Genomic DNA, 23,392 nt, shown 5'->3' on the forward strand with positions numbered 1-23,392 from the left:
CATGCAGGTGATACCTGTTCTCGATCTGCTCGACGGCCACGTGGTGCACGCGGTGCGCGGCGAGCGTTCGCGCTATCGGCCGATTCGGTCTTCGTTGTGCGCAACGAGCGACCCGATTGAAATCGCGCACGCAATGCTGCGCGCGACGGGCGCGCGCACGTTGTACGTGGCGGACCTCGGCGCCATTCTCGATCGCGGCGCACATGTGAATGTGCTTGCTGCGTTGTGCAGTGCGTTGGGCGAGGATGTTGCGATCTGGCTCGATGCGGGCTTTAGCGACTTTGCATCGATGCGGTCCTTGTTCGAGCGTGTTTCCTTGCGATGCGGTGGCGCTGCTGCGTCGTTGGTGCCTGTGTTCGGCACGGAGACCTTGACTGATGCGCGTGCTATCGCCGAGGCGGATGCGGCGGGTGACGAGCCTATTCTTTCGCTGGACTATCGTGGAGGGCGGGCGCTTGGCGCATCGCACGGTGATAGCGCGTGGTGGCCGGCGCGCGTGATCGTGATGACGCTGGATCGTGTTGGCGCTCATGACGGACCTGATGTGGATACGTTCGCCGCCGTGCGCGCAGCGGCGGGTGAGCGCTGTTTGATCGGCGCTGGCGGCGTTCGTCATCGTGACGATGTTGCGCTGGTTGAACACGCTGGCGCGTGGGGATGGCTTGTGGGATCGGCTATCCATGAGCTTCGGCTTGGGCGGTCGGTGTTCGAGTGACTCAATTTTTATGCCACCGGGTTGGGCCTCGCGCGGCTCGGGGTTTTTTATTGCGGTGCTTCCTTGGCGTGACAGTGTGTTTCATTCAGTTGGCGGTTTGCTCTTTTCATATCGGTCTATATTTTTCGCTGGCGCTCGGGTTTCGGGTTTGCTTCGGTTATTCGTGTCGGTCTATTAGCTCGCCCCTCCCCGGGGCGGGGGTCACTTTCTTTGCTGCTGCAAAGAAAGTAACCAAAGAAAGCAGCTTTTTCGCCCGCACTTCGTTTTCTGATGGTGCACTCCGTAGAACCACGTTGGCACTCAGCTTGACACAGCCCTGAATCACCCTCCACGCCCACTGACGACTAACGTCCTCCGAGCCCCTCGGCTCGACAAAACCAGTGGGACGCTTCGCTCGACTCGAAAATTACGCTATGCGTTACGCGACGCGCCAGCGCACGCTCGGTGTTAACGAGCCAGGGGGCTCGCATGGGGTGGCGCTCGGCGGGCGCGGAAGGTGATTCAAGGCTGTGTCAAGCTGAGTGCCAATCTGCTTCTACGGAGTGGCCAGAGATTTGATGCTTTGGGCCAGAAAAGCTGCTTTCTTTGGTTACTTTCTTTGCAGCAGCAAAGAAAGTGACCCCCGCCCCGGGGAGGGGCAACGCAAATAGACCGACACGAATAACCGAAGCAAACACGAAACCCGAGCGCCAGCGAAAAAACATCGGCATAAAGGTTGCTAAACCTCGCCGACCATGCCCGCTACCCAACCGCCCGCGCAAGCAAAAAGAACCTGGACCTGTCCATTCTGCCCGCTGCTATGCGAAGACATCACGCTAACCGACACCGCCGACGCGCGCCCAGAAGCGTCAAACACCGCGTGTCCACGCATGACGCAAGCGCTTGCGACATTCAGCGAGCACGACGGCAGCCGCCGTCCGCAGATCGATGCCCACGACACCGATCTCGCGTCGGCGCTCTCGCGTGCCGCGGAAATCCTGTCTCACGCACGACGGCCGCTCTTCAGCGGACTCGCCACCGACGTAGCCGGCGCACGCGCGCTCTATGAACTCGCCGCACACAGCAGCGCCATCGTCGATCACATGCACGGCGACTCACTCGCCGCCAGCACACTCGCACTCCAGGATCGCGGCGCACTCTTCACCACGCTCTCCGAAATACGCTCGCACGCGGATCTCATCGTCGTCATCGCGTGCGAGCCATCACGACGCTATCCGCGTTTCTACGAACGCGTGCTGGAATCCGAACGTCAAGCAAGCATCGTCTTCGTCGGATGCAAAGCCGCTCATGCAGCCAACCATTCAGCCGCACCGCACGCCGACGTCATGCTCGAAGACGCCGATACGTTCGACATCCTCGCACTCTGGTCCGCACTCGTCGAAGGCCGCAACGCCGAAGCGTTCCCCGACACGCGCACCGCGCATGCACTCGACGCGCTGACCAAACGCATCCACGCCGCGCGCTATACCGCGTTCATCTACGAGCCCGCCACATTGCCCGCCCCGCACGCGGCGCTCGCTATCGAAGCAATCAACCGTATCGTCAAGACCATCAATCGCACCGTGCGCGCAGGCGCACTCGCCCTCGGCGGCGACGATGGCGCGCTCACCGTCAATCAGACCGTCACGTGGCTCTCGGGCTTTCCATTGCGCACGCGTATCGCGTATGGCTTGCCGCTCGATCATGATCCGCATCGTTATCGCACCGACGATATGTTGCGTCGCAGAGAGATCGATACGTTCCTGTGGATATCGAGTTTCGAGCCGCAACCGCTGCCCTCTTCGCTCGACGACGACATACCCGCCATCATCCTCGGCCACCCCGCCACGATGCTCGTTGAACGCAAAGCACCCACCGTATTCATCCCCGTGGCGACGCCCGGCATGGATAGCAGCGGACATCTCTTTCGCGTCGATGCATCGGTGGTCGTGCCGATCGTGCCCGCGCGCAATGCGGGCTTGCCGAGCGTCGCCGCGATCGTCGGCGAGTTGATAAGCGCAGCGAGGTCGTCGTCATGACTCTCTCGCGCATCAAAGGCGGCGTTGTTTATGATCCGGCCAATGGCATCGACGGCGAACGTCGCGATCTATTTATCCGCGATGGCCGCATCGTCGATGATGCTCAGGGCGAAAGCATCGCGCCCGAACGCGATTTCGATGCAAGCGGCATGATCGTGATGGCGGGCGGCATCGACCTTCATTCGCATATCGGCGGCGGCAAGACGAATCTCTCTCGCCTGCTCTTGCCGGAAGATCATCGCAACGACGCGCGCGCCGTACCCGACAAGCCCGAAGAAGGCCGCTACATGCGTCTGCCTTCATGCGGCACATGCACGCCCGGAACGCTTGCCACCGGCTATCGCTACGCGGAAATGGGCTATACGGCCGCATTCGAGCCGGCGATGGTCGCATCGAATGCGCGTCACACGCATCTGGAAATGGGCGATACGCCGATCATCGATCACGGCGCCTACGTGATGATGGGCAACGACGAACTCTTTCTGCAAATGCTCGCCGCGCGCGAAGACTTCGAGCGCATGCGCGATTACGTGGGCTGGACCATCGATGCGAACAAGGCGCTCGGCGTCAAGGTGGTGAATCCCGGCGGTATATCCGCATTCAAGTTCAATCAACGTTCGCTCGATCTCGATGAAGCACACGTGCACTACGGCATCACGCCACGCGATGTACTGAGAACGTTGACGCGTGCGCTGAGTGAGTTGCACGTGCCGCATCCGTTGCATGTGCATGCGAGCAATCTCGGCGTGCCGGGCAATGTTCAATCGACCATCGCGACGATGGACGCATCCGATGGCCTGCCCATTCATCTCACGCATATTCAGTTTCATAGCTATGGAACCGAAGGCGCGCGCAACTTCTCGTCGGGCGCGCGCGCGATTGCCGAAGCGGTCAACGCGCGGCCCAACGTGACCATCGATGTCGGGCAGATCATGTTCGGCCAGACCGTCTCCGCATCCGGCGACACCATGATGCAGTTCCGCAATGCGCCGCTTGCACGCCCGCGTAAGTGGATACTCGGCGATATCGAATGCGATGGCGGCTGCGGCGTCGTGCCGTTTCGCTATCGCGAAGAGAGTTTCGTCAATGCGCTGCAATGGATCATCGGACTGGAAATCTTCTTGCTCGTCGACGATCCGTGGCGCGTCTCGATGACCACCGATCATCCGAACGGCGCGCCCTTCACGAGCTATCCGCATTTGATCCGCCTGCTCACGGACAAGCCGTTTCGCGACGAACAACTCGACAAGCTGCATGCCGATGCCAAAGCCGCCAGCGTGCTGAGCGAAATCACGCGTGAATTCTCGCTATACGAGATCGCGATCATCACGCGCGCAGGTCCGGCACGTTTATTGGGTCTCATAGATCGCGGTCATCTGGGCGCGGGCGCGGCGGCGGATATCGCGGTGTATCGCGAAGACGCGAATCGCGAGCGCATGTTCACGTCGCCCGCGTTCGTGTTCAAGGATGGCGAACTGATCGCACGCGACGGCACCTTGCTCAAGACGCCGACGGGCGGCATCCATTACGTGCGTCCGGATTACGACCGCTCAATCGAAGCGCGTGTGCGCGAATATGCGCAGGCGAATCTCGCATCGAGATTCGAGAACATCGCTATCGGCGACGACGAAATGGACTCGGTGAACAACGGCGGCAAGCTACTGCGCGTGCCATGCGAACGACGATGACCACCATGCGCATCAACGACACGCAAATCGATGACACGTTCGCCGAAGCCTTTCCGATGAAGGCGACGCGTCTCGTCATCACCGCGCATACATCGACATGGGCGCGCCACGCAGCAAGCTCACTCACAGGCTTTGCAACGTCCGTCATCGATTGCGGATGCGAGGCCGGCATCGAACGCGATCTAGGCGGCAATGAAACGCCCGATGGACGGCCCGGCGTATCGGTGCTGATATTCGCGGTATCGTCCAAAGAATTGGCCAAGCAGATTGCACGACGCGTCGGTCAATGCGTGCTCACGTGTCCGACCACGGCCGTCTTCGGCGGCATCGATCCTTCGACGAGCCGCGCGCCGCTCTCCGACAACGCACCGCTCGGCGCGGGCCTGCGCTTCTTCGGCGATGGCTTTCAGATATCGAAAGTACTCGGCTCGACGCGTTACTGGCGCGTGCCGGTCATGGACGGCGAATTCGTTTGCGAAGACTTCACTGCAACGGTCAAGGCAGTCGGCGGCGGCAACTTACTCTTCCTTGCGCGCGATATCGACAGCGCATTGCACGCGGCAGAAAGCGCAGTCGCTGCGATGCATGCATTGCCCAACATCATCACGCCTTTTCCGGGCGGCGTGGTCCGGTCGGGATCGAAGATCGGCTCGAAGTACAAGGGCGCGACGGCATCCACGAATGACGCGTTCTGTCCCACGCTCGTCGGTTTATCGAAGAAGAGCGAACTGACACCCGAGGTTGCATGCGTGCTCGAAATCGTGATCGACGGTCTCACCGATGCCGACGTCGGCGCGGCAATGACAGCAGGCATCGCCGCGGCGACATCCATAGGGCGCGCGGGCGGCGTACTGCGCATATCGGCGGGAAACTACGGCGGCAAGCTCGGGCCTTATCACTTCAAGCTGCATGAGTTGGCGGCGGCCATTGACGGGAGCCGCGCATGAACGCCATCACGCTGCGCGTAAAAAATGCGCCGGGCTTTCGCGTCGATGCGTCGAAATTACTGCCCAATGTTTTGGCGCAAATGTCCTTTAAGGAATTGCAGGAAATCACTTTGCAAGGCCACGGCGAAACATGTGCTTTAGGCGATCTCTTTGGTATTGCACACGCCGATGCCGCCGACGCATCGCTGAACATCGAAGGCGATGTTGCATGGCTTGACCGCATCGGTGCATCGTTAGGCGAAGGCAAGCTGACCGTGCGTGGGAATGCGGGCGATTACGTGGGCATCGGCATGAAAGGCGGTGAGTTGCGCATTGAAGGCAATGCGGGCCGCTTCGCCGCTTGCGAAATGGAAGGCGGACGCATCGACGTGCAGGGCAATGTCGGCGATTTCGCAGCCGGTGCGCTGCCGGGCGACATGGAAGGCATGACGGGCGGCGTGCTTTCGGTTCATGGCAACGCGGGCGCGCGCCTTGCAGACCGCATGCGCCGCGGCACGGTAATCATCGGCGGAAATGCGGGGGACTTCGCGGCATCGCGCATCGTCGCGGGCACGGTTTGCATCGCGGGACAAACAGGCGCGCATCTTGCCTATGGCATGCGGCGCGGCACGGTCGTGCTATTGACGCAGCCCTCCGGTGTTCCGCCTACGTTCACCGAAGGCGGACGCGGCTTCGACGTCTTTTGGCTGCTCCTCAGGCGCATGCTGGCTCAAGAAATCGAACCGTTCGCGAGACTCGATCAACGCGCGTTGCCCAGGCGCTTTGCCGGCGATCTTGCCGTGGACGGACGGGGGGAATTGCTGATCGCTAATTCATGAACGGACGAGAACAATGGACCTTGTATCCGGCGCACGAGATGCCCTTTGAACGAGGGAGGCTTGCATGACCGCTGTGAGGACTCCACCCGCGACGCGCGAGCAGTCGCGCGTGGCGAACGATTCTTTCGCGCGGCCCCTCATTGCGCTGCACTGGGTCATTGCAATCGCCATCATCGCGATGCTGTGCATCGGTTTCTATATGGTGGGCCTGCCGCGCGGACTGCCGTTCAAGTCGACGGTCATCAACTTCCATAAGTCGCTTGGCCTTACGGTTTTCCTGCTGGTGCTGATCCGCATCATGGTACGCCTGGCTTATGGCCGGCCGCCTCTGCCGCCGATGGGAGCGTGGCAACGCGCCGCCGCGAGCACCACGCAGGGTCTTTTATACGTTGGCATGGTGGCGATGCCGCTTACCGGTTATCTCGGCTCGTCGTTCAACAAGTACGGCACGCGCTTCTGGGGCGTGCTTCTGCCACAATGGGGCTGGGACGACAAGGCAATGCGCGAGCTGTTCTTCAGCATTCACGGCTACATTGCGTGGATCATGGCCGCGCTCATCGTTCTTCATTTCCTTGGCGCAATGAAACATCAGCTCATCGACAAAGACGGGCTCTTGAGGAGAATGTGGCCATGACTTCGCTACGTGGAACCCGACGATGAAAATACGCGTTCTGGGTTCATCGGCAGGCGGCGGATTTCCGCAATGGAATTGCAACTGCCGCAATTGCGACGGCGTGCGTCGCGGCACCATCGCCGCACGCGCGAGAACGCAGTCGTCCATCGCGGTCAGCGACAACGGCGAGGACTGGCTGCTCGTCAACGCATCGCCGGACATACTCGCGCAGATCGCGGCGAATCCGGAACTGCAGCCCGCGCGCCGCGTGCGCGATACGGGCATCGCCGCTGTCATCACGATGGATGCGCAGATCGATCACGTGACCGGTCTTCTGATGCTGCGCGAGCGCGGCGCACCTTTGCCGCTTTATACGACCGATGCGGTATGGCAAGACCTCTCGACGGGCTTTCCGGTCACGTCGATTCTTTCGCATTACTGCGGCGTCGAGCATCGACGTATCGCACTCGATGGCAACGCTCTAAGCGTGCCCGAGTTGCCGCGCGTGAGCATCGATGCGCTGCCGCTTTCGAGCAAGGCGCCGCCTTATTCGCCGCATCGCGAAGCGCCCGAAGTGGGCGACAACATCGGCCTCATGTTCACGAATAATGCTTCTGGCAAGCGCGCGTTCTATGCGCCGGGTCTGGGCGCACTGGAGCCGCATGTGCTGGATGCAATGCGCACGGCTGATCTCTTGCTCGTCGACGGGACCGTGTGGACCGACGACGAAATGATCCGCCTCGGCTTGACGAAGAAGACCGGCGCGGACATGGGGCATCTCGCGCAAAGCGGCCCGGGCGGCATGATCGAAGTGCTCGATTCGATCGATCGCGCGGACGTGCGCAAGGTGCTCATCCATATCAACAACACGAATCCGATCCTGATCGAGGACGGTCCCGAACGGCGCGTGCTGTCGGAACATGGCATCGAAGTCGCGCACGACGGCATGACGTTCGAGCTATGACATTGCGGAGAATCATCGAATGCCTGACAACGCTTTCTCGCCGATGCTGAACCCCACGACCGGCCCGCACTTCACCGCGTTGAAGGAGCCTGGTCCCGCGTGGACGCGCGAGCAGTTCGAAGAAGAGCTGCGCGCGAAGGGCACGGCGTACCACATTCATCATCCGTTCAACGTGAAGATGAATAGCGGAGGATGCTCGCGCGAGCAGATTCGCGGCTGGGTGGCGAACCGCTTTTACTATCAGATCAACATTCCGCTCAAGGACGCAGCGGTGATGTCGAATTGCCCCGACCGCGAAACGCGCCGCCGCTGGGTGCTGCGCATTCTCGATCACGACGGTTATGAGGATCAGCCTGGCGGCATCGAAGCATGGGCGCGTCTGGGCGATGCAGTCGGTCTCTCGCGCGACGATCTCTGGTCACTCAAGCTCGTGACGCCGGGCGTGCGCTTCGCCGTCGATGCGTATGTGAATTTCGCACGCCGCGCGCCGTGGCAGGAGTCAGTGTGTTCGTCGCTCACGGAAATGTTCGCGCCGCAAATTCACAAAGACCGGCTCGCGACATGGCCCGAACATTACACATGGATCGAACCCGAAGGACTCGCATATTTCCGCTCGCGTGTCTCGCTTGCGCAGCGCGATGTCGAACATGGGCTAGAAGTCACGCTCGCGCATTTCAACACGCGCGAGCAGCAGCAACGCGCGCTCGACATCCTGCAATTCAAGCTGGATATTCTCTGGACCATGCTCGATTCCATTGAAAAGGCATTCCCGGCATGAGCGATACGAATCCGACTCAGCGCAGAAACGAAGCCGTCGAAGCACCGGACGATGCATTGCGCCCGCAACTCAAACGCCTCTTTCGTCTGCAATGGGAACCGGCGCAGGACGCGCATGTGCTGCTCTATCCGGAAGGCATGGTGAAGCTCAATCAAAGCGCCGCGCAAATTCTTCTTCGCTGCGATGGCACGCGTGATATTCCCGCGCTCGTCGCCGATCTGGAGCAGGCGTTCAGCGCGAACGGCATCGGTGACGATGTGCGCGCGTTCATCGCCGGTGCGCGTGCGCGTGGCTGGCTGGAGTGAAGAGGTGCAAGCATGACCGATCTGTCCGAACCCATCGCCAAGCCGGAGCATGAAGGCGTGGCCATTCCGCCGCCCTTGTGGCTGCTTGCGGAACTCACTTACCGTTGTCCGCTGCACTGCGTCTTCTGCTATAACCCGGTGAATTACACGGACCATTCGCGCGAACTCGATACCGCGCAATGGCTCGATGTATTGCGTCAGGCGCGTGCGCTCGGCGCCGCGCAACTCGGCTTTTCCGGTGGCGAGCCGCTCTTGCGCGATGACCTCGAAACGCTCGTCGGCGAAGCGCGCAAGCTGGGCTTTTATACCAACCTTATTACTTCGGGAATCGGACTCACTGAAAAGCGCATCACCGCGCTCAAGGACGCCGGCCTCGATCACATTCAGCTCTCGTTTCAGGATTCCACTCAAGAGCTGAACGACTTTCTATCGAGCACGAAGACTTTCGATCTGAAGAAGCGCGTCGCGAATCTCATCAAGGCACACGGCTTTCCGATGGTGCTCAATTGCGTGTTACATCGCTATAACCTGCCGCATATCGCACGCATCATCGACATGGCGCTCGACATGGGCGCGGAATATCTCGAGCTGGCGAACACGCAGTACTACGGCTGGGCGCATACGAATCGCGCGCAACTCATGCCGACCGCCGAACAATTGCAGGAAGCGGAGGCGGTGGTGGAACGCTATCGCAAAGAGATCGGCGACAAGTGCAAGATTTTCTTCGTCGTGCCCGATTACTACGAACGTCGTCCGAAGCGCTGCATGAACGGATGGGGCTCGGTGTTTCTCGGCATCGCGCCCGATGGTGCGGCCTTGCCGTGTCATACCGCGCGTTCGCTTCCGGGTCTCACTTTCCCCAACGTCACCGATACATCGCTCAAGGACATCTGGTACGAAAGCGATGCGTTCAACCGCTTTCGCGGCTTTGGCTGGATGAAAGAGCCATGCCGCAGTTGCGACGAGAAGACGATCGACCTCGGCGGCTGTCGTTGCCAGGCTTATCTGCTCACGCAAGACCCCGCGAATGCCGACCCTGTTTGCGACAAGTCCGCGCATCATGAACGCGTGATCGAAGTGGTGCGCGCGGCATCGATGAGACAGGAGCCGCAGGAGCAGCCTATCGTGTTCCGTAACGATGCCAATTCGCGGCGCATCGCTTCCATGCATCGAAAGGATGGACCCGACATCGGAGACGAATAGCCATGAACGCCGATATCTCGGTGCTGCTGGTGGACGATCACGCCGTGGTGCGTGAAGGCTACAAGCGTCTGCTCGAATTGAGTCCCGACGTCAGCGTCGCGGGCGAAGCGGCGGATGCGGCGCAGGCTTACCAGAAGTTCTGCGCATTGCAGCCGGATGTCGTCGTGATGGATCTTGCATTGCCCGGTGCAAGCGGTATTGAAGCGATGCGGCGCATGCTGGCACGCGAGCCTCATGCGCACGTGCTGATTTTCAGCGTGCACGAGGAAGCGATATTCGTGCGACGCGCGCTCGATGCCGGCGCGCGCGGCTATGTCACCAAGGCGAGCGCGCCCGATGTGCTCGTTGAAGCAGTGCGTTCCGTTGCGCGTCGCATATGCTATCTAAGCCCCGATATTTCGCAGGCGCTTGCATTGCGCGCGACCATTCAGGAAGGACCGCCCGGACGCCAGTTATCCGCGCGTGAGTTCGAGGTGTTGCGCCTTCTCGTGCAGGGTTATACGTTGCCGAGCATCGCGGAAAAACTGGGCTTGAGTCAAAAGACCGTGGCCAATCATCAATCGGTGATACGTCAGAAATTCGGCGCGGATAACGGCGTGCAGCTTGCGCAGATCGCCAATCGACTCGGGCTTCACTTCGCGGATTTCACTGGCGCACCCGATGCGCCTTCATTCGGCTCGCTAGGCAACGGCAGTCCCGCTTGAACGGGCACGCGCGCGCAGAACAGGAAGCCTTCGCCGGGTTTGCTTGCGATATGGAATTCGCCGCCAAGCGCCTCGACGCGTTCGCGCATGCCGACGAGCCCCAGACCCTTGCGCGGTATCGACAGGTCCGTGCCCGGTCCATCGTCGGCCATGGTGACGACAATCTCACCTGAACCGCGCTCGCTTTCCGGCGTGCGTACCAGATAGATTTCGACGCGCGATTGACGCGCGAACTTCGATACGTTCGTCAGACCTTCCTGCACCAGACGATAAAGCGCGATATTGAGCGCATCGCTCAGACGGTCGAAATCGCCGCCTACCGCCAGCGTGAATTCCGCTTGCGGCAAGCGCTCGCGCCACCCTTCGATGCAATGCTCCAGCGCAGTCGGCAAGCCGAATTCATCGAGGCCAATGGGTCTCAGCTTGCGAATCATGCCGCCTATCTCGCGATACACATGCGTCGCGCTGTGCATGACCGCCAAAGAAAGCCGATGAATTTCCGTCTCGCGCTCCACGGATAAATCGCGGATGCGTCCGGCATCGAGTGATATCGCATTGAGATATTGGCCCAATTCATCGTGCAGTTCGCGCGCCAGATGACGCCGCTCGGTTTCCTGCGCGCCAATGGCCTGACTCGCCAGCCGCCGGTTTTCAAGGAGCAGGTGTTCCGCTTCTTTCTCGAGCGCGCGGCTTCGGCGCACTTCACGCTGTGCTTCCTGATAGCGCCGCCACGCGAACCACGCGCAGCCGAGCGCAAGCACGACCAATGTGGCCGGAAGCTCGTCGAGTTGAAAGCGCTCGGCGCTGCGGGTCCAGTGATACGTCAACTCACTGAAATCGACCATTGCGAAGCATGTGCCCGCAATGAGCGTGATGACGAGCACGCAGGCGAGATCGCGCGACACCGTCGAGCGCGGCGTGCGGCCGGAATGATCGTCAGTGAGAGAGGGCAAGGATTCGGATCGCATCACGGAACCCATTCTATCCACGGCATTCTCGCGCGGTACGGCATGCGAATCACGTTTGGGAACGTTTCCCTGCACGATCGGGAAAAGCTCCCGGTGCGCGCGCGGATTCTTATGCGACCCTTTCAATTAAAGACTCATCGTTTAAAAGAAGGTTAAAAGAATAACCGGAGACGACAATGAAGAGGATGCCGCGCAATTCCGTCATCGCGCATCGGTTCAAACCCCGAGCGGGACTCAGGCTCATGTTCGGCGGCGCGTTCGCCAGCATCACCGTCGGCGCATGGGCGCAAACGGCGAGCGCCCCCGATGCACCCGCATCCGCCGTTGCGCCTGTCGCCGCGAGCGCGCCGCCGAACACGGAACTGCCTACCATCGTCGTCGTGGGAACGACGCCGCTTCTCGGCGTCGGCACGCCGCTCGAGAAAGTCCCGTCGAACGTGCAGACCATCAAGGGCAACGAAATCCAGGCGCAGCATTCCGGGACCATCACCGATTATCTGCAGAAGAACGTCGTGAGCGTGGATGTCAACGACGCGCAAGGCAATCCGTCGCAAACCGACATCAACTATCGCGGCTTCACTGCGTCGCCGTTGCTCGGCACGCCGCAAGGACTTTCGGTTTTTCTCGACGGCGTGCGCATCAACGAACCGTTCGGCGATGTCGTGAACTGGGATCTCATTCCGCAGGCCGCCATCAATACCATGCAGATCATTCCCGGCTCCAATCCGACCTTCGGTCTGAATACGCTGGGCGGTGCGGTCGCGGTCACCACGAAGAACGGCCGCACGAATCCCGGTGGAAATATCGACGTGAGCGGCGGATCGTGGGGCAGAAAGTCCGCGCAGATCGAACAGGGCGGTGTCATTGGCAGCAATCTCGACTATTACTTCACCGCGAACGTCACTAACGACAACGGATGGGCCGCGCAGAATTCGAGCCGCTTGCGTCAGGCGTTCGGCAAGCTCCGCTATACCGACGCCGACACCACCATTTCCCTCTCGATGGGCGGCGCGGACAACACGCTCAACGGATCACAGACGATCCCTCGCTCTTTCCTCGACAACTACAAGCAGGCATACACCTTCCCCGACACCAACGAGAATCAGGTCGGCTATCTCACGCTGTCGGGCGAGCATTATTTCTCGCCGAATGTCCAACTGAGCGGCAATCTCTATTACCGGCACTATCGCAACAAGAACGTGAGCAGCAATGTCAACGACAACTACGGCGAAACCGAAGACGACGGCGATATCGATCTCACTCAAGCCACCAACGATCAATCGGTGATCGTCACGGATAGCTACGGCGCAAGCCTGCAACTCACGCTGCTCAACAAGCTCTTCGGCAAGGACAATCAGTTGGTTCTCGGCGCGGCAGGCGACTTCGCCAACTCGCATTTCACGCAGTCGTCGCAGTCGGCGGAATTCACCGATAGCCGCGCGACTGTCGGCACCGGTCCGTTCGTGCCGACGACCGACGCCAAGACGCGCAATGAGAACTGGGGCATTTACTTCGAAAACACACTGTCATTCACCGAGCAATGGTCGATGACGCTTGCAGGCCGCTATAACTGGGCTAAAGCCACTATCGGCGATGAAAGCGGCGTGCAGCCCCTGCTCGATGGACGCCACACGTTCTCGCGCTTCAATCCGGCAGTGGGTTTCAACTGGAATCCGACGCCGTGGTTCACCGCTTATGCAACGTATAACGAAGGCATGCGCTCGCCGACGGCCATCGAACTCGCGTGCGCCGATCCTAACGCGCCGTGCTCGCTGCCCAATGACTTCATCGCCGATCCCGATCTCAAGCCCGTCATCTCGCGCACGTTCGAAGTAGGCGCGCGCGGACACATCGGCAAAGCGACGACATGGAGCGCCGCGGTCTATAGCACCACGCTCTCGGACGACATCCAGTTCGTCAGCAGCCAGGGCGCGGCGAGCACGCTCGGCTATTTCCAGAATGTAGGCAAGACGCGACGTCAGGGCTTCGAGCTTGCGGGGCGCACGCAATGGGGACCGCTCGGCGTGGCCGCGAGCTATAGTTATGTGAACGCGACGTATCGATCGACATGGACCGAAAGCAGCGCGAGCAATTCCAGCGCGGACGATAACGGCAACATCACCGTGCATTCGGGCGATCGCATTCCCGGCATTCCATCGAATACAGTGAAAATGCGCGTGGATTACAACCCGATCTCGCGATGGAACATCGGCACCAATCTCACTTACCGCAGCAATATCTTCGCGCGTGGCGACGAGAACAATCAGGACGTCAATGGCAGCATCGCCGGTTATTTCCTGATCGATCTCGACACGACCTATAACGTCACGAAGCAATTGCAGGTCTATGCCACCGTCAAGAACTTACTCAACAAGCGCTACGCGAATTTCGCCATTCTTGGAGAGAATTTCTTTAACGGACCGAACCACACGTTCAACGGTGCAGATACCGTCAACGAGCAATTCCTCGGCATTGGCGCGCCGCGCGGCGTATGGGTCGGCTTGCGCTATGCATGGAACTAGGCGTTGGTCTCAACGCGGCTTGAAGGGATAAATGCGAGCGGGCCGCCGCTGGCGCAGTTCGGCCAAGTAGCTTTCGACGAAGCGACCAAGCGCATTCGCCTTCAATTGCTCGAGCATGCGCATGGCATCGCTGGGCGATTCCGGTCCCATCACGAGCGCGCCGACGCCAAGCGCGCCGAGATGCACGACGAGCGCACACGAAGAGAGAGAACCGGCGTCGAAAAGACGAATGGCGTCGGTGGCTTCGTCGTCCAGTTCGATGCCTTCTTCCTCGCGCCATTCATAGCGAAGCGCGCCGTCTTTTCCAATGAACGCGGGCAACCAGCGGCAATTGCCCGTACCGCCCTGAGCCGCAATCAGAACGCGCTTGCGCGCGGGACTGTCGGAGAGTGCATCGAACGCCTCGGCCAATGTCAGCATGATCGTCCTCGCCGGGAGCCTACCTGATACTAGCAGCCGCCCCGGGCGAGGCGCGAGATGCATTGCGCAATGATGCGCGGCACGAAGCGAAACGTCCGTGCAGCAAGCGCGATCAACGTCCGGCTATCGATCCCGCGCCGGGCGGATAAGTCACGATGCCCCATGCAAGCGGCAAATCGCCGATCTGCTTGATCGTTTGAAAGTTCGATGCATCGAGCACGTACACCGCGTTCGATCGGCCACATGCGAGCAGCAGCCGCGAGCCGTCGGGCGTAAAGCTGAAATGCCAGCAGCGCTGGCCAACGGGCACGTCGCTGATGTGCTCGTAAGTGCCGGCGTCGAATACCTGCAGCGTCTTGTCGCGCGATGCCGCCACGAGCAGACGCTTGCCCGCCGGATCGAACGATACGCCGTAAGGGCCCATTTTCGTATCGACGGTCTTGATGACCTTCATGTCTTTCCCGTCGAGCACGACGAACTTGTTCGCATTCTCCAGCGTCACGACGTATTGCTTCCCATCGGGCGACATCTTGATGCCGCGTGGACGCGCGCCTTGTTGCAGCTTGACAGTGCGTACCGGCTTGCCCGTGCCCGTACGATAAACGGACACCGTGTCGTCGCCCTCGTTCGTCACGAGCATCAGCTTGCCGTCGTGCGAAAACTCGACGCCTTCCGTTTCATGACCGCTCTTGACCGAATGCGTGACCTTCATCGTCTTCAGATCGATGATCGCGATCTCGGCGGGCGGCGAGTTGGCATCGTCATCCTTTTCGGGTTCGCCCGGCTTGGGCGGCCCGCCCGATTCGCCCGGCTCATAAGTCACATAGGCATAGCCGCCCTCCACGCGCACGAACTCCGGATTCTTGCCGATCTTCACGCGCTGCACGATCTTGCCGGACGCCGTATCGATCTCCGACAAATCGCCCGTCGATTTATTCGCCACATAAAGCCGCGTGCCGTCCTTATTGAGGCTCAGGCCGCGCGGACCGTCCTTGCCGAGATCGATCGTTCTCGCGAGCGAGAGATTCGCCAGATCGATCACGCCGACGCCGGCCGTTTCGCTCGTCACGTAGGCGGTCTGAGCGGCGGCATGCGCGCTGAACGCGGCAAGAAACAGGGATGGGGCGAGAAACGACGTGCACGCTAGGCGCGCCGTCTTGAAACTGACTTGCATGGTCGTCTCCGGCTAAACATTCTTTGTTCGTTTTAGAGCGGGGCGATTGCGGCAAGCCTGCCCCAAAAAATAAGTTAGCGCAGGACACGTGGCGCATGCAACGTCATCGGGCGGGAGAAATTCCCGAATTGCGCTGCGAATCATTATTCGAGAGTCAGTCGGTCAGCGCATGGCGGACGCATCAGCCGCCAATAGATCGACTAGCGCCTTCGCGCCGCGCCGCCAGGATTGATCCGTATTGCCGCGAATATCGACTGAACGCTGAAAGAGCGTCGCGCCGCTCGTCGCGTCTTCCACGCGCAAATTCATGTTGAGTATCAGATTGCTGATCTTCTGCACCCAGCACACGCCGACACGCGTTACGCCCAGCTCGCGCGCGACGCGCAGTTCGCATCCGTTGCATGCGCTCATGTCCTGCGTGCTTTGCAGCGACGCGATGAGATCGCTTGCGCGCGCGTTATCCGCGACACGGAAGAGCGCGCGCTGGTTCAGGTCGTCGCGCAAGGCGCTGCTGATCATGAGAAGGCGCGTGCTTTGAATGCGGTTGATGTCGGCATCGTTATACGCGGCGTTGTCGTCGATCAGCGTGCAATCGAGCAATGCAATGGATTGCGACTGACTCTGCGCGTGAGCGCAGGCGCTAAAGAGCATTGCACTGGCAAGCAGAAAACCCACGGCGCGCACGATGAAAGTCATGTTCCGTCTCAGTGAATGCGCCAACACCAGGGAGTCGATCTGTTCGCGCTGCTCCAACATACCGCCGCTTGGCGCATCGATCAAGCGCGGGCTGTTTCATCGAGCGCCTTGCAGGAAGCCGCTCAGCGCAAATTGGCATAGCGTTTGCAAAAAGGCGGGCGAGCATGAGTGAATGCTCGATTCACTTCAAGTTACCCGCCAGGAGAACCATCATGCAACGCACTCTCACCATTGCAGATTTGCCGCTGGACCAAGCATCCCCCAACGAATCCACGCTCTCACGCGAACACATGCAGCGCGTCGTCGGCGGACGATCCGTGCCTGCCATGGTCGATGGCCGCACGCCCGGCACAGTCGATGACTGGCAAATCAATATCGCGATCTTCGAAGGGCGCATTAGCGGGCCGTATATCGTTTGATGCGGGCGTCGGCGGCTTGCGTGCATCGCATGCGAGCCGCCATCGCGCAACGAAGCCTCACGTGGTTCCCAATGGATTCGCCCCGCGAACAGGAGTAACGTTGAAGGGCAAGCCAAGCGAGAAAGAGAGGCGATCATGTCCGGCGAACCCGAATCACAATGGCATGTCTTCGAATACGAAGGCTTCGAGATACACGTGCTGCCGCAATCGAAGCCGACGCCCGAACATGCGCCGCCACGCGCCGCCGAGCGCTATGTGTTCATCGGTTATGTATGCCGTCACGGCGCGGATGCCGATTCGCCCGCAGAAGCCGTGCATTTTCATGCCGATGGCGACGACGAATACAAGAGCGCGCAAGACGCAGTGGACGACGCGCGGCATATCGGCAAGAGCATCATCGACGGCACGCATCCGGACTTATCCGTGCTCTCTATCGTTTCGCATCATCATCCCGAATGACATCGCCACTCATGCAACCTTCCGATCACGACGATGCGCGCGTCGAAAGTCTGAGCGCCATCACGCTTGCGACACACGACATGCCACGCGCCGTGCGCTTTTATGAGGCGCTGGGATTTCGCATCGTTCATGGCGGCGCGAACGAAGCGTTCACCTCGTTCGCGCTCGGCACTTCGTTTCTCAACATCACCAGCGAGACACATGGCCCGATTCAATGGTGGGGCCGCGTCATCATCTACGTGTCCGACGTGGATGCGTTCTATCGCAAAGCCAAGGCTAATGGCATCGAGCCGCAATTCGCGCCGCGCGATGCGCCCTGGAACGAGCGCTATTTTCATCTCACCGATCCTGACGGCCACGAACTGAGCTTCGCGCGTCCGCTCTGACGCTTGAGTGCAAAAGCCCAGGCATGGGTTTCGCTGAATATCGGGTGACGGGTAACGTACTCACCGGCGCATTCATATGACCGTTCGCGTACATACCCGCACATCACACGCGTCGAAGATAAAAGCACATATCCGCCTGCGTGAGTCCTGAATCGCGTTGTTGCTATTTCGCAAAAGGACACACGGCTAGCGGATTCACGGCGTAGAGTTAAAGTGCTTTGTCACGAGTGTGGTGCGTTGCGGCAGGCGTCATTCATGCGGCTTAAAGCCTCGTACGCTTCCGGCCGATATTCAAGCATGAACGCCGCGTGCAGGAGACTACAGATGAAAAGCGTCAACGAACGATCCCTTCGTTACCAGGTGGAGAAATGGCTCGCCCCGGCAAGCGTGCCGGTTCATGTCAAGCACTTCAGTCGCACGCGCGCCGATCACACGCGCTATGTCTGCGTCGAGACTGTGCAGGGCGCCGCATCGAGAGCACTGTTCTTCTTCCGTCACGATGACGGTCAGTGGTGCGTTTATCCGCCCGCGCCAAGGCAAAGAAACATGCGCGGCGAACGTCTTGCGGCGTGAAGCTGGAAACTAACTAAAGACGCATGTTGTTGAAGAACTGCATCCACATTGCGCCAAACGGATTCGCGGCGCTTGCAGTGCATTCCTTGGCCGGAGAAGGTTCTTCTTTTTTCTCCGGCTGCGGCTCGGGCTCGCTTTTCGCCTGACGCGACTCGTGCAGCGCCACGACGCTTTCGGCAATGTGCCGTGCGGCGTGCTCATCACATTCGTGGCCGAGCAGCACGCCGAACACGACATCGCGGTTATGCCCTTGTGATGCAAAGCGCATGGCAAGCGACACGCGCCTTGCATAAAGCGCCTCGCGTTCCGCTTCTTCCTCGCGCAACTGCGCTTCTCGACGCTCCATTTCCTCCGCAAAAATACGGTCGTACACCTCGCGTTGCGCGGGGTCGGAGAGAATGGCGTAGGCCTCTTTTATTTCCTGAAACTTCGCGTGCGCAGCGTGTTCATTGCCGACATTGCGATCAGGATGGCAGCGCATCGCAGCCTTGCGATACGCCCGCTTGATCTCGTCTTCGTTGGCGTGCTCATCCACGCCGAGCGTTTCGTATAGCGTTGCCATCAGCGTTCTTTAGCGTTCGTTGAATGGAAAAGCCCTGGCATCCTAACACGCTAAAATGTGGCCTTTGTGTCGCTAACGTCGAACGATCACGCGCATAGCCGTGGCGCCGAACAAATCGTAAATTGCGCGCGCAGGCCGCAAATAATGCGCGATGTGCAGCCGAATGACGACGACCGCGACAATGAAAAACAGCACCGTCACGAACAAATATTCACTGCGTTCAGCGACGACGCCAAAGCGCGTATGCAGTACTACGAAAACGAGCCACGCGAACGCCGGCGCATGCAGGCTCCAGTGCCGTTGTGCAAAATGCCATGCAAGCCGCCGCACGTCGCTTCTTGCGCGACGATCGAGGCCTGAAAGTTCCGGGCGTCCGCGAAAGGCAAATGGCATGACGGTCATCGCTGCGCCATCGGCGCGTCATATTCATGGCAACTAGCATAACGCGAGGACGCTATTGCAATGCATGGCGTAGACTGGCATGCATGCACGCTCATCAAAACAGAACCGTTTGGCCGCAGTCCTGCAACGTACATGCGAGCCACGCATCATGAAGGGCAGTAACTTTCGCATCACGGCCGCTGTCGTCGCAAGCGCGCTCTTCATGCAGAACATGGACGGGACCATCGTCGCGACCGCGATCCCCGCCATGGCCCGCGATCTCCACGTCGATGCCGTTCATCTCAGCAGCGCGATCACCGCGTACCTCGTCGCGTTGACGGTCTTCATTCCGGCGAGCGGATGGGTCGCCGACCGCTTCGGTGCGCGGCGCGTGTTCATGTGGGCCATCGCGACATTCACGCTTGCATCCGTCGCATGCGCGGCAGCGATGAATCTGCCGCAACTGCTAGCCGCGCGCATCGTGCAAGGCTTGGGCGGCGCGATGATGGTGCCCGTCGGCCGTCTCATTCTCTTTCGCGGCGTCAAGCGTGAGGAGCTTTTGCAAGCGACGACATGGCTCACGATGCCCGCGCTCGTCGGCCCGTTGCTCGGCCCGCCGCTCGGCGGCTTTCTTACCGACACGCTCTCATGGCGCAGCATCTTCTGGGTCAATGTGCCGGTAGGCGTCGTCGGGCTATGGCTCACATGGAAGCTCTTGCCGCCATCGCCGCCGGAAAGCCGCACGCCGCCGGATTTGCGCGGGATGTTGCTGTCGGGCGCATCGCTGAGTCTCTTCATGATCGGCATCGAAAGCGCGGGACGCAATGTGTTGCCCGCAGGCGTGCCGTGGATTTGCGTCGCGGTCGGCTTGCTGCTTTTCAGAGCGACGGTGCTGCATTGCCGGCGCACACCGAACCCCGCCATCGACTTTTCATTGCTCTCGATACCGACGTTTCATGCCGCGACCATCGCGGGCAGTCTCTTTCGCGCGGGCGCGGGCGCGCTGCCGTTTCTCGTGCCGCTCACGCTGCAGACGGGCTTCGGCTATAGCGCATCCGCGAGCGGTCTCGTCACGTTCGCCAGCGCGCTCGGCTCGTTCTGCATGAGACCGATGACCGCGCTCGCATTGCGCCGATTCTCCGTGCGCACGGTGCTCTGCGCGGGCAGCGTGTGCTTCGCCGCCGTGCTGGCCGTTTGCTCGACCATGTCGCAAGCGTGGCCCGCAGGCGCCATCTTTCTGTTGCTGCTCATCGGCGGTCTGGGCCGCTCGCTCAGTTTCGCGACGATGGGCGCGCTCGCCTTCGCCGATGTCCCCAAGGCGCGCCTCGCCGCAGCCACGTCGTTTCAGGGCACGGCGCAGCAGTTGATGAAGGCGTTCGGCGTGACGGTCGCCGCCGGAACGATCCAGGCGACGATGCTCGTCTCGGGCAACACGCAGGCCGAACGCTGGCAACTCGCGTGCGGTTTCATCGCGACGGCGCTGCTCGTGCTCGCGTCATTGCCGATGTTCGCGCGTCTCTCGAGCGATGCAGGGGAAGGCATTTCCGCTTCGTCGGCCAAGCGCGCGGAGCGGACCTGAAGATGAATGGCCAAGCAAGTAACTTCTTCCGCTTGCCCGGATAATTCTTCATATCTAGGACAAGTCCATGATCCGGAAGGAAAATTTATCGGGCTATAATGCGGCTCCGCTTTCCTGTGACGAGTCCGATGCGCCGAAAATTCCTTCTCATCGCCCTCTTGCTGACCTGCACGCAGGCCGCCCTCGCGCAGCAAAGCGCGCCGGCCGCCTCTGACGCCATCGCGCAAGAAGCCGTGCAGCAGGAATCGAAACTCGACGACGCGCGTCACAAGGTCTCGGAAGTCATCACGCGCAGATTCGGCGTGGCGCGCGAAAAGGCGCAGGCCATTGCGTCGGCGGTAATGTCGTCGGCGTCGAAATACTCGCTTCCTCCGGCGCTTTTGCTCGCCATCATCTCAATCGAATCGCGTTTCAAGGAAACGGCCAAGGGCGCGAATAACGCAACGGGTCTCATGCAGGTCGTGCCGTCGGCGCACAAGAAGCTCGTGCGCGACGTCGATTTGACGGAACCCGAGGCCAACATCGAAGTCGGCTCGGCCATCCTGCACGGCTATCTGAAGTCCGCTAAAGGCGATGTCGATGCCGCGCTGAAGAATTACGGCGGATCGAGTGCTTACGCGCAAAAAGTCAGTCTGCGCGCGAAAACGTTTGAACCGGTGGCCACGCCTGCCGAGTAAGTCGGGGCGCTTCTTTTCTCTACGTTTATTTCTCTAGGCGCGCCGCCGCGTGGCGGATGCCGCATGGCCTTCGAGGCCCACGGCGATCGCACCCGCGTTGACAACGTGAGTCGGTCGGCATCAATCGCCTTGCTGTTGGCCGCTGCCGTTTGACATGCCGCCCGGGCTTGCGCTGCCCGTCGAGCCGGGGCCGCTGCGTTGCATGGTGCCTTGGCCCATGCCGTTGTTCATGCCGTTGTTGCCCATGCCGCTCTTCGCGCCGGTGCCCGTGTCGCTCGTGCCGTCGGTCGAGCCGCCCATGCCGGCGCCGCCCATGCCGACGCCGCCGCCCTTGCCCGCCGCGCCCGAACCCGCGCCCGCCGAGCCGTTGCCGCCCGCGCCCATGCCGCCGCCGACGCCTGCCGCACCTCCGCCGCCTGCGCCACCGCCCGCACCGCCGCCGCCACCTGCACCACCACCGCCGCCGGCTTGCGCATAGGCGCCGCCCGACAGGCCAAGAACAAGGGCCGAGGCTACCAGCTTCATCGTGATCGCTTTCATTGCAAGTCTCCCAAGTTAGCGTGTCGGCTGCGCAGATCCAGTGCTGCAGCAGCCGCTTTCCCTGGCGCAAGCAACGTGCCGCGTGCGTTCAACGTTCGTCTAGCATCAATAACCGTAGCCGGCAGGCGCGCACGGCACATAGGCGCGCCGATAGCCGTCGTAGCAGTAGCCTGCCGGCGGAGCCGGCTGTGCGTATGCCGGCTGTGCATAGGCCGGTTGTGCATAGACGGGCTGCGCATAAACCGGTTGCGCTTGCGCATACACCGGCTGCGCATTCGCGACGGAACTCACCAGCGCGCCCAACACCGCGCCGCCGATCAGCGCGCCGACGATTGCGCCGCCATCGCCACCGCGTCCACCGCCGTGGCCATGCGCCGATGCCTGACCCGCCACCGAAAGGCTACCGATCATCAACAAGACAAGTGCTGTGCGCTTCATGAGTTTCTCTCCTATCCCGTTGTCCGGGTTTATGAATCGCATCTTAAGCACGGTCTAAAGAAATAACTGATGCAGTTGGTAACGGTGCATTTCAACGATTACAAATTCTATTACTTCGGATACCGAATCATCTTGTCTGCCGTTACAAACCCGAAGAATTTCGCGTTTTCGTAACACATGAGTGCTTGACGGGGTATCACGCACAGCCTAAGTGCCGCAGTTTCAATTGCTAGCGACTAGTTACCGTTTGTCACCAGAAAGCGGTCAACGGCTCGGCGCGACGCGGCGTTTTCATCGGCACATGCCCCACATTGGCATGCGTGCTTGGAAAACGCAGTCTTAAAGGAGTTGAACAATCATGAAGAAAATCGTCGCTGCTCTCGCATCCACGCTGCTCGTCACCACCGTTTTCGCGCAAACCGCCACGACGGACACAGACAAGGCGCAAGTCAAGGCCAATCACGAGAAGGCCGAGGCCCAAGCCACGGCGAACAAGAAAAAGACCGAAGCTCAGCACGATGCCGCCAAGGCGCAGGCATCGGCGAATGAAGACAAGGCATCGGCGCAAGCCGACGCCAACAAGGAAGCCGCGAAGGTAGCGCAGGCGACCACGCCGGAGCAAGCCTCCGACGCTCGCGGTGACGCCGCGAAGGCACAGGCGAAAGCCAACAAGAAGAAGCACGCTGCACAGTCCAAGGCCGACAGCAAAAAGCAGGACGCAGCGAAGGATGCCAACGTGGCGCAAGCCAAGGCCGACAAGGAAAAAGTCGAGGCGCAAAGCGACGCGAACAAGGCGGCCGCCGATGCAAAAGTAGACGCGGCGAAGAAGTAAGGGGAGTCCGCGT

27 protein-coding genes are annotated in these 23,392 nt (G+C 60.6%); 19 read left to right on the top strand and 8 right to left on the bottom strand.

The window, feature by feature from the left end; translation table 11 throughout:
• Position 1: 1 nt before the first annotated feature.
• The 11 genes from NCR39_RS20265 (at position 2) to NCR39_RS20315 (ending at position 10,753) form a co-directional block, all read left to right on the top strand.
• Entirely contained in the window at positions 2 to 715 is a 714-nt protein-coding gene (locus NCR39_RS20265; RefSeq protein ID WP_250453874.1) for a HisA/HisF-related TIM barrel protein, read from the top strand.
• Positions 716 to 1,584: 869 nt separating this feature from the next.
• Positions 1,585 to 2,733 (top strand): molybdopterin-binding domain-containing protein, encoded by a 1,149-nt coding sequence (locus tag NCR39_RS20270; protein WP_350029687.1) that lies wholly within the window; start codon positions 1,585 to 1,587, stop codon positions 2,731 to 2,733.
• Positions 2,730 to 4,421, top strand: a complete 1,692-nt coding sequence (locus tag NCR39_RS20275) for a formylmethanofuran dehydrogenase subunit A (protein WP_250453876.1) — start codon at positions 2,730 to 2,732, stop codon at positions 4,419 to 4,421. The genes NCR39_RS20270 and NCR39_RS20275 overlap by 4 nt, the downstream gene beginning before the upstream one ends.
• Positions 4,422 to 4,426: 5 nt before the next feature.
• Positions 4,427 to 5,368 (top strand): formylmethanofuran--tetrahydromethanopterin N-formyltransferase, encoded by a 942-nt coding sequence (fhcD, locus tag NCR39_RS20280; RefSeq protein WP_250453946.1) that lies wholly within the window; start codon positions 4,427 to 4,429, stop codon positions 5,366 to 5,368.
• Positions 5,365 to 6,186 carry a formylmethanofuran dehydrogenase subunit C gene (locus NCR39_RS20285; RefSeq protein ID WP_250453877.1) on the top strand — a complete coding sequence of 274 codons (822 nt, stop codon included), beginning with the start codon at positions 5,365 to 5,367 and terminating at the stop codon, positions 6,184 to 6,186. The genes fhcD and NCR39_RS20285 overlap by 4 nt, the downstream gene beginning before the upstream one ends.
• 64 nt (positions 6,187 to 6,250) lie before the next feature.
• Positions 6,251 to 6,820 carry a cytochrome b gene (locus NCR39_RS20290; protein WP_250453878.1) on the top strand — a complete coding sequence of 190 codons (570 nt, stop codon included), beginning with the start codon at positions 6,251 to 6,253 and terminating at the stop codon, positions 6,818 to 6,820.
• 22 nt (positions 6,821 to 6,842) lie between these two features.
• Positions 6,843 to 7,763 carry a pyrroloquinoline quinone biosynthesis protein PqqB gene (gene pqqB / locus NCR39_RS20295; RefSeq protein WP_250453879.1) on the top strand — a complete coding sequence of 307 codons (921 nt, stop codon included), beginning with the start codon at positions 6,843 to 6,845 and terminating at the stop codon, positions 7,761 to 7,763.
• Positions 7,764 to 7,806: 43 nt separating this feature from the next.
• Entirely contained in the window at positions 7,807 to 8,541 is a 735-nt protein-coding gene (gene pqqC / locus NCR39_RS20300) for a pyrroloquinoline-quinone synthase PqqC (protein ID WP_250453947.1), read from the top strand.
• Positions 8,538 to 8,846 (top strand): pyrroloquinoline quinone biosynthesis peptide chaperone PqqD, encoded by a 309-nt coding sequence (gene pqqD / locus NCR39_RS20305; RefSeq protein WP_250453880.1) that lies wholly within the window; start codon positions 8,538 to 8,540, stop codon positions 8,844 to 8,846. The genes pqqC and pqqD overlap by 4 nt, the downstream gene beginning before the upstream one ends.
• Positions 8,847 to 8,858: 12 nt before the next feature.
• Positions 8,859 to 10,049, top strand: coding sequence for a pyrroloquinoline quinone biosynthesis protein PqqE (gene pqqE / locus NCR39_RS20310; RefSeq protein ID WP_250453881.1), 1,191 nt, complete (start codon positions 8,859 to 8,861; stop codon positions 10,047 to 10,049).
• A 2-nt stretch (positions 10,050 to 10,051) separates the two neighbouring features.
• Positions 10,052 to 10,753: a response regulator gene (locus NCR39_RS20315; RefSeq protein ID WP_250453882.1), complete on the top strand. Its 702-nt coding sequence runs from the start codon at positions 10,052 to 10,054 to the stop codon at positions 10,751 to 10,753.
• On the opposite strand, the gene NCR39_RS20320 is transcribed toward NCR39_RS20315, so the two are convergent.
• Positions 10,681 to 11,721: an ATP-binding protein gene (locus tag NCR39_RS20320; RefSeq protein WP_250453883.1), complete on the bottom strand. Its 1,041-nt coding sequence runs from the start codon at positions 11,719 to 11,721 to the stop codon at positions 10,681 to 10,683. The genes NCR39_RS20315 and NCR39_RS20320 overlap by 73 nt on opposite strands.
• A 176-nt stretch (positions 11,722 to 11,897) precedes the next feature.
• On the opposite strand from NCR39_RS20320, the gene NCR39_RS20325 reads away from it, so the two are divergent.
• On the top strand, positions 11,898 to 14,243 hold the full coding sequence (locus NCR39_RS20325) for a TonB-dependent receptor (protein WP_250453884.1): 2,346 nt from the start codon (positions 11,898 to 11,900) through the stop codon (positions 14,241 to 14,243).
• Positions 14,244 to 14,252: 9 nt separating this feature from the next.
• Here the strand turns inward: NCR39_RS20325 and NCR39_RS20330 are convergent, their stop codons facing one another.
• From NCR39_RS20330 to NCR39_RS20340, 3 genes are all read right to left on the bottom strand, one after another.
• A complete protein-coding gene (locus NCR39_RS20330; protein WP_250453885.1) occupies positions 14,253 to 14,663 on the bottom strand; it encodes a hypothetical protein in 411 nt (136 codons plus the stop codon).
• Between the two features lie 112 nt (positions 14,664 to 14,775).
• Complete coding sequence (locus tag NCR39_RS20335; RefSeq protein ID WP_250453886.1) at positions 14,776 to 15,837, bottom strand: beta-propeller fold lactonase family protein; 1,062 nt, start codon at positions 15,835 to 15,837, stop codon at positions 14,776 to 14,778.
• 162 nt (positions 15,838 to 15,999) lie between these two features.
• On the bottom strand, positions 16,000 to 16,533 hold the full coding sequence (locus NCR39_RS20340) for a DUF3280 domain-containing protein (protein ID WP_250453887.1): 534 nt from the start codon (positions 16,531 to 16,533) through the stop codon (positions 16,000 to 16,002).
• Between the two features lie 212 nt (positions 16,534 to 16,745).
• Here NCR39_RS20340 and NCR39_RS20345 point away from each other — a divergent pair, with 212 nt between their 5' ends.
• From NCR39_RS20345 to NCR39_RS20360, 4 genes are all read left to right on the top strand, one after another.
• Positions 16,746 to 16,952, top strand: a complete 207-nt coding sequence (locus NCR39_RS20345; RefSeq protein WP_250453888.1) for a hypothetical protein — start codon at positions 16,746 to 16,748, stop codon at positions 16,950 to 16,952.
• Between the two features lie 135 nt (positions 16,953 to 17,087).
• Complete coding sequence (locus NCR39_RS20350; RefSeq protein ID WP_250453889.1) at positions 17,088 to 17,411, top strand: hypothetical protein; 324 nt, start codon at positions 17,088 to 17,090, stop codon at positions 17,409 to 17,411.
• A gap of 11 nt (positions 17,412 to 17,422) precedes the next feature.
• On the top strand, positions 17,423 to 17,797 hold the full coding sequence (locus NCR39_RS20355; RefSeq protein ID WP_250453890.1) for a VOC family protein: 375 nt from the start codon (positions 17,423 to 17,425) through the stop codon (positions 17,795 to 17,797).
• A 324-nt stretch (positions 17,798 to 18,121) separates the two neighbouring features.
• Positions 18,122 to 18,370, top strand: coding sequence for a hypothetical protein (locus tag NCR39_RS20360; protein ID WP_250453948.1), 249 nt, complete (start codon positions 18,122 to 18,124; stop codon positions 18,368 to 18,370).
• Between the two features lie 13 nt (positions 18,371 to 18,383).
• Here NCR39_RS20360 and NCR39_RS20365 read toward each other — a convergent pair whose 3' ends face one another.
• Positions 18,384 to 18,932 (bottom strand): J domain-containing protein, encoded by a 549-nt coding sequence (locus NCR39_RS20365; protein WP_250453891.1) that lies wholly within the window; start codon positions 18,930 to 18,932, stop codon positions 18,384 to 18,386.
• 72 nt (positions 18,933 to 19,004) lie between these two features.
• Complete coding sequence (locus tag NCR39_RS20370; protein WP_250453892.1) at positions 19,005 to 19,334, bottom strand: hypothetical protein; 330 nt, start codon at positions 19,332 to 19,334, stop codon at positions 19,005 to 19,007.
• A 148-nt stretch (positions 19,335 to 19,482) separates the two neighbouring features.
• Here NCR39_RS20370 and NCR39_RS20375 point away from each other — a divergent pair, with 148 nt between their 5' ends.
• On the top strand, positions 19,483 to 20,892 hold the full coding sequence (locus tag NCR39_RS20375) for a DHA2 family efflux MFS transporter permease subunit (RefSeq protein ID WP_250453893.1): 1,410 nt from the start codon (positions 19,483 to 19,485) through the stop codon (positions 20,890 to 20,892).
• 128 nt (positions 20,893 to 21,020) lie between these two features.
• On the top strand, positions 21,021 to 21,569 hold the full coding sequence (locus NCR39_RS20380) for a transglycosylase SLT domain-containing protein (protein ID WP_250453894.1): 549 nt from the start codon (positions 21,021 to 21,023) through the stop codon (positions 21,567 to 21,569).
• A gap of 120 nt (positions 21,570 to 21,689) precedes the next feature.
• Here NCR39_RS20380 and NCR39_RS20385 read toward each other — a convergent pair whose 3' ends face one another.
• Together NCR39_RS20385 and NCR39_RS20390 are read right to left on the bottom strand one after the other, a co-directional pair.
• The gene (locus NCR39_RS20385) at positions 21,690 to 22,109 is read right to left on the bottom strand and encodes a hypothetical protein (RefSeq protein WP_250453895.1); all 420 of its coding nucleotides are present in this window, start codon (positions 22,107 to 22,109) and stop codon (positions 21,690 to 21,692) included.
• 105 nt (positions 22,110 to 22,214) lie between these two features.
• Positions 22,215 to 22,547 carry a hypothetical protein gene (locus NCR39_RS20390; RefSeq protein ID WP_250453896.1) on the bottom strand — a complete coding sequence of 111 codons (333 nt, stop codon included), beginning with the start codon at positions 22,545 to 22,547 and terminating at the stop codon, positions 22,215 to 22,217.
• 358 nt (positions 22,548 to 22,905) lie between these two features.
• Here NCR39_RS20390 and NCR39_RS20395 point away from each other — a divergent pair, with 358 nt between their 5' ends.
• Entirely contained in the window at positions 22,906 to 23,379 is a 474-nt protein-coding gene (locus NCR39_RS20395) for a hypothetical protein (RefSeq protein ID WP_250453897.1), read from the top strand.
• Positions 23,380 to 23,392: the final 13 nt, after the last annotated feature.

The sequence above is a fragment of the Caballeronia sp. ATUFL_M2_KS44 genome, from assembly GCF_023630965.1.
In the GTDB taxonomy this organism is placed as follows: domain Bacteria; phylum Pseudomonadota; class Gammaproteobacteria; order Burkholderiales; family Burkholderiaceae; genus Caballeronia; species Caballeronia concitans.

Bases quoted from the DNA above. Each gene is read 5' to 3' on its own strand.
- NCR39_RS20265 (WP_250453874.1), top strand. From the start codon at position 2: ATGCAGGTGATACCTGTTCTCGATCTGCTCGACGGCCACGTGGTGCAC.
- NCR39_RS20270 (WP_350029687.1), top strand. From the start codon at position 1,585: ATGACGCAAGCGCTTGCGACATTCAGCGAGCACGACGGCAGCCGCCGT.
- NCR39_RS20275 (WP_250453876.1), top strand. From the start codon at position 2,730: ATGACTCTCTCGCGCATCAAAGGCGGCGTTGTTTATGATCCGGCCAAT.
- fhcD (WP_250453946.1), top strand. From the start codon at position 4,427: ATGCGCATCAACGACACGCAAATCGATGACACGTTCGCCGAAGCCTTT.
- NCR39_RS20285 (WP_250453877.1), top strand. From the start codon at position 5,365: ATGAACGCCATCACGCTGCGCGTAAAAAATGCGCCGGGCTTTCGCGTC.
- NCR39_RS20290 (WP_250453878.1), top strand. From the start codon at position 6,251: ATGACCGCTGTGAGGACTCCACCCGCGACGCGCGAGCAGTCGCGCGTG.
- pqqB (WP_250453879.1), top strand. From the start codon at position 6,843: ATGAAAATACGCGTTCTGGGTTCATCGGCAGGCGGCGGATTTCCGCAA.
- pqqC (WP_250453947.1), top strand. From the start codon at position 7,807: ATGCTGAACCCCACGACCGGCCCGCACTTCACCGCGTTGAAGGAGCCT.
- pqqD (WP_250453880.1), top strand. From the start codon at position 8,538: ATGAGCGATACGAATCCGACTCAGCGCAGAAACGAAGCCGTCGAAGCA.
- pqqE (WP_250453881.1), top strand. From the start codon at position 8,859: ATGACCGATCTGTCCGAACCCATCGCCAAGCCGGAGCATGAAGGCGTG.
- NCR39_RS20315 (WP_250453882.1), top strand. From the start codon at position 10,052: ATGAACGCCGATATCTCGGTGCTGCTGGTGGACGATCACGCCGTGGTG.
- NCR39_RS20320 (WP_250453883.1), bottom strand. From the start codon at position 11,721: ATGCGATCCGAATCCTTGCCCTCTCTCACTGACGATCATTCCGGCCGC.
- NCR39_RS20325 (WP_250453884.1), top strand. From the start codon at position 11,898: ATGAAGAGGATGCCGCGCAATTCCGTCATCGCGCATCGGTTCAAACCC.
- NCR39_RS20330 (WP_250453885.1), bottom strand. From the start codon at position 14,663: ATGCTGACATTGGCCGAGGCGTTCGATGCACTCTCCGACAGTCCCGCG.
- NCR39_RS20335 (WP_250453886.1), bottom strand. From the start codon at position 15,837: ATGCAAGTCAGTTTCAAGACGGCGCGCCTAGCGTGCACGTCGTTTCTC.
- NCR39_RS20340 (WP_250453887.1), bottom strand. From the start codon at position 16,533: ATGACTTTCATCGTGCGCGCCGTGGGTTTTCTGCTTGCCAGTGCAATG.
- NCR39_RS20345 (WP_250453888.1), top strand. From the start codon at position 16,746: ATGCAACGCACTCTCACCATTGCAGATTTGCCGCTGGACCAAGCATCC.
- NCR39_RS20350 (WP_250453889.1), top strand. From the start codon at position 17,088: ATGTCCGGCGAACCCGAATCACAATGGCATGTCTTCGAATACGAAGGC.
- NCR39_RS20355 (WP_250453890.1), top strand. From the start codon at position 17,423: ATGCAACCTTCCGATCACGACGATGCGCGCGTCGAAAGTCTGAGCGCC.
- NCR39_RS20360 (WP_250453948.1), top strand. From the start codon at position 18,122: ATGAAAAGCGTCAACGAACGATCCCTTCGTTACCAGGTGGAGAAATGG.
- NCR39_RS20365 (WP_250453891.1), bottom strand. From the start codon at position 18,932: ATGGCAACGCTATACGAAACGCTCGGCGTGGATGAGCACGCCAACGAA.
- NCR39_RS20370 (WP_250453892.1), bottom strand. From the start codon at position 19,334: ATGACCGTCATGCCATTTGCCTTTCGCGGACGCCCGGAACTTTCAGGC.
- NCR39_RS20375 (WP_250453893.1), top strand. From the start codon at position 19,483: ATGAAGGGCAGTAACTTTCGCATCACGGCCGCTGTCGTCGCAAGCGCG.
- NCR39_RS20380 (WP_250453894.1), top strand. From the start codon at position 21,021: ATGCGCCGAAAATTCCTTCTCATCGCCCTCTTGCTGACCTGCACGCAG.
- NCR39_RS20385 (WP_250453895.1), bottom strand. From the start codon at position 22,109: ATGAAAGCGATCACGATGAAGCTGGTAGCCTCGGCCCTTGTTCTTGGC.
- NCR39_RS20390 (WP_250453896.1), bottom strand. From the start codon at position 22,547: ATGAAGCGCACAGCACTTGTCTTGTTGATGATCGGTAGCCTTTCGGTG.
- NCR39_RS20395 (WP_250453897.1), top strand. From the start codon at position 22,906: ATGAAGAAAATCGTCGCTGCTCTCGCATCCACGCTGCTCGTCACCACC.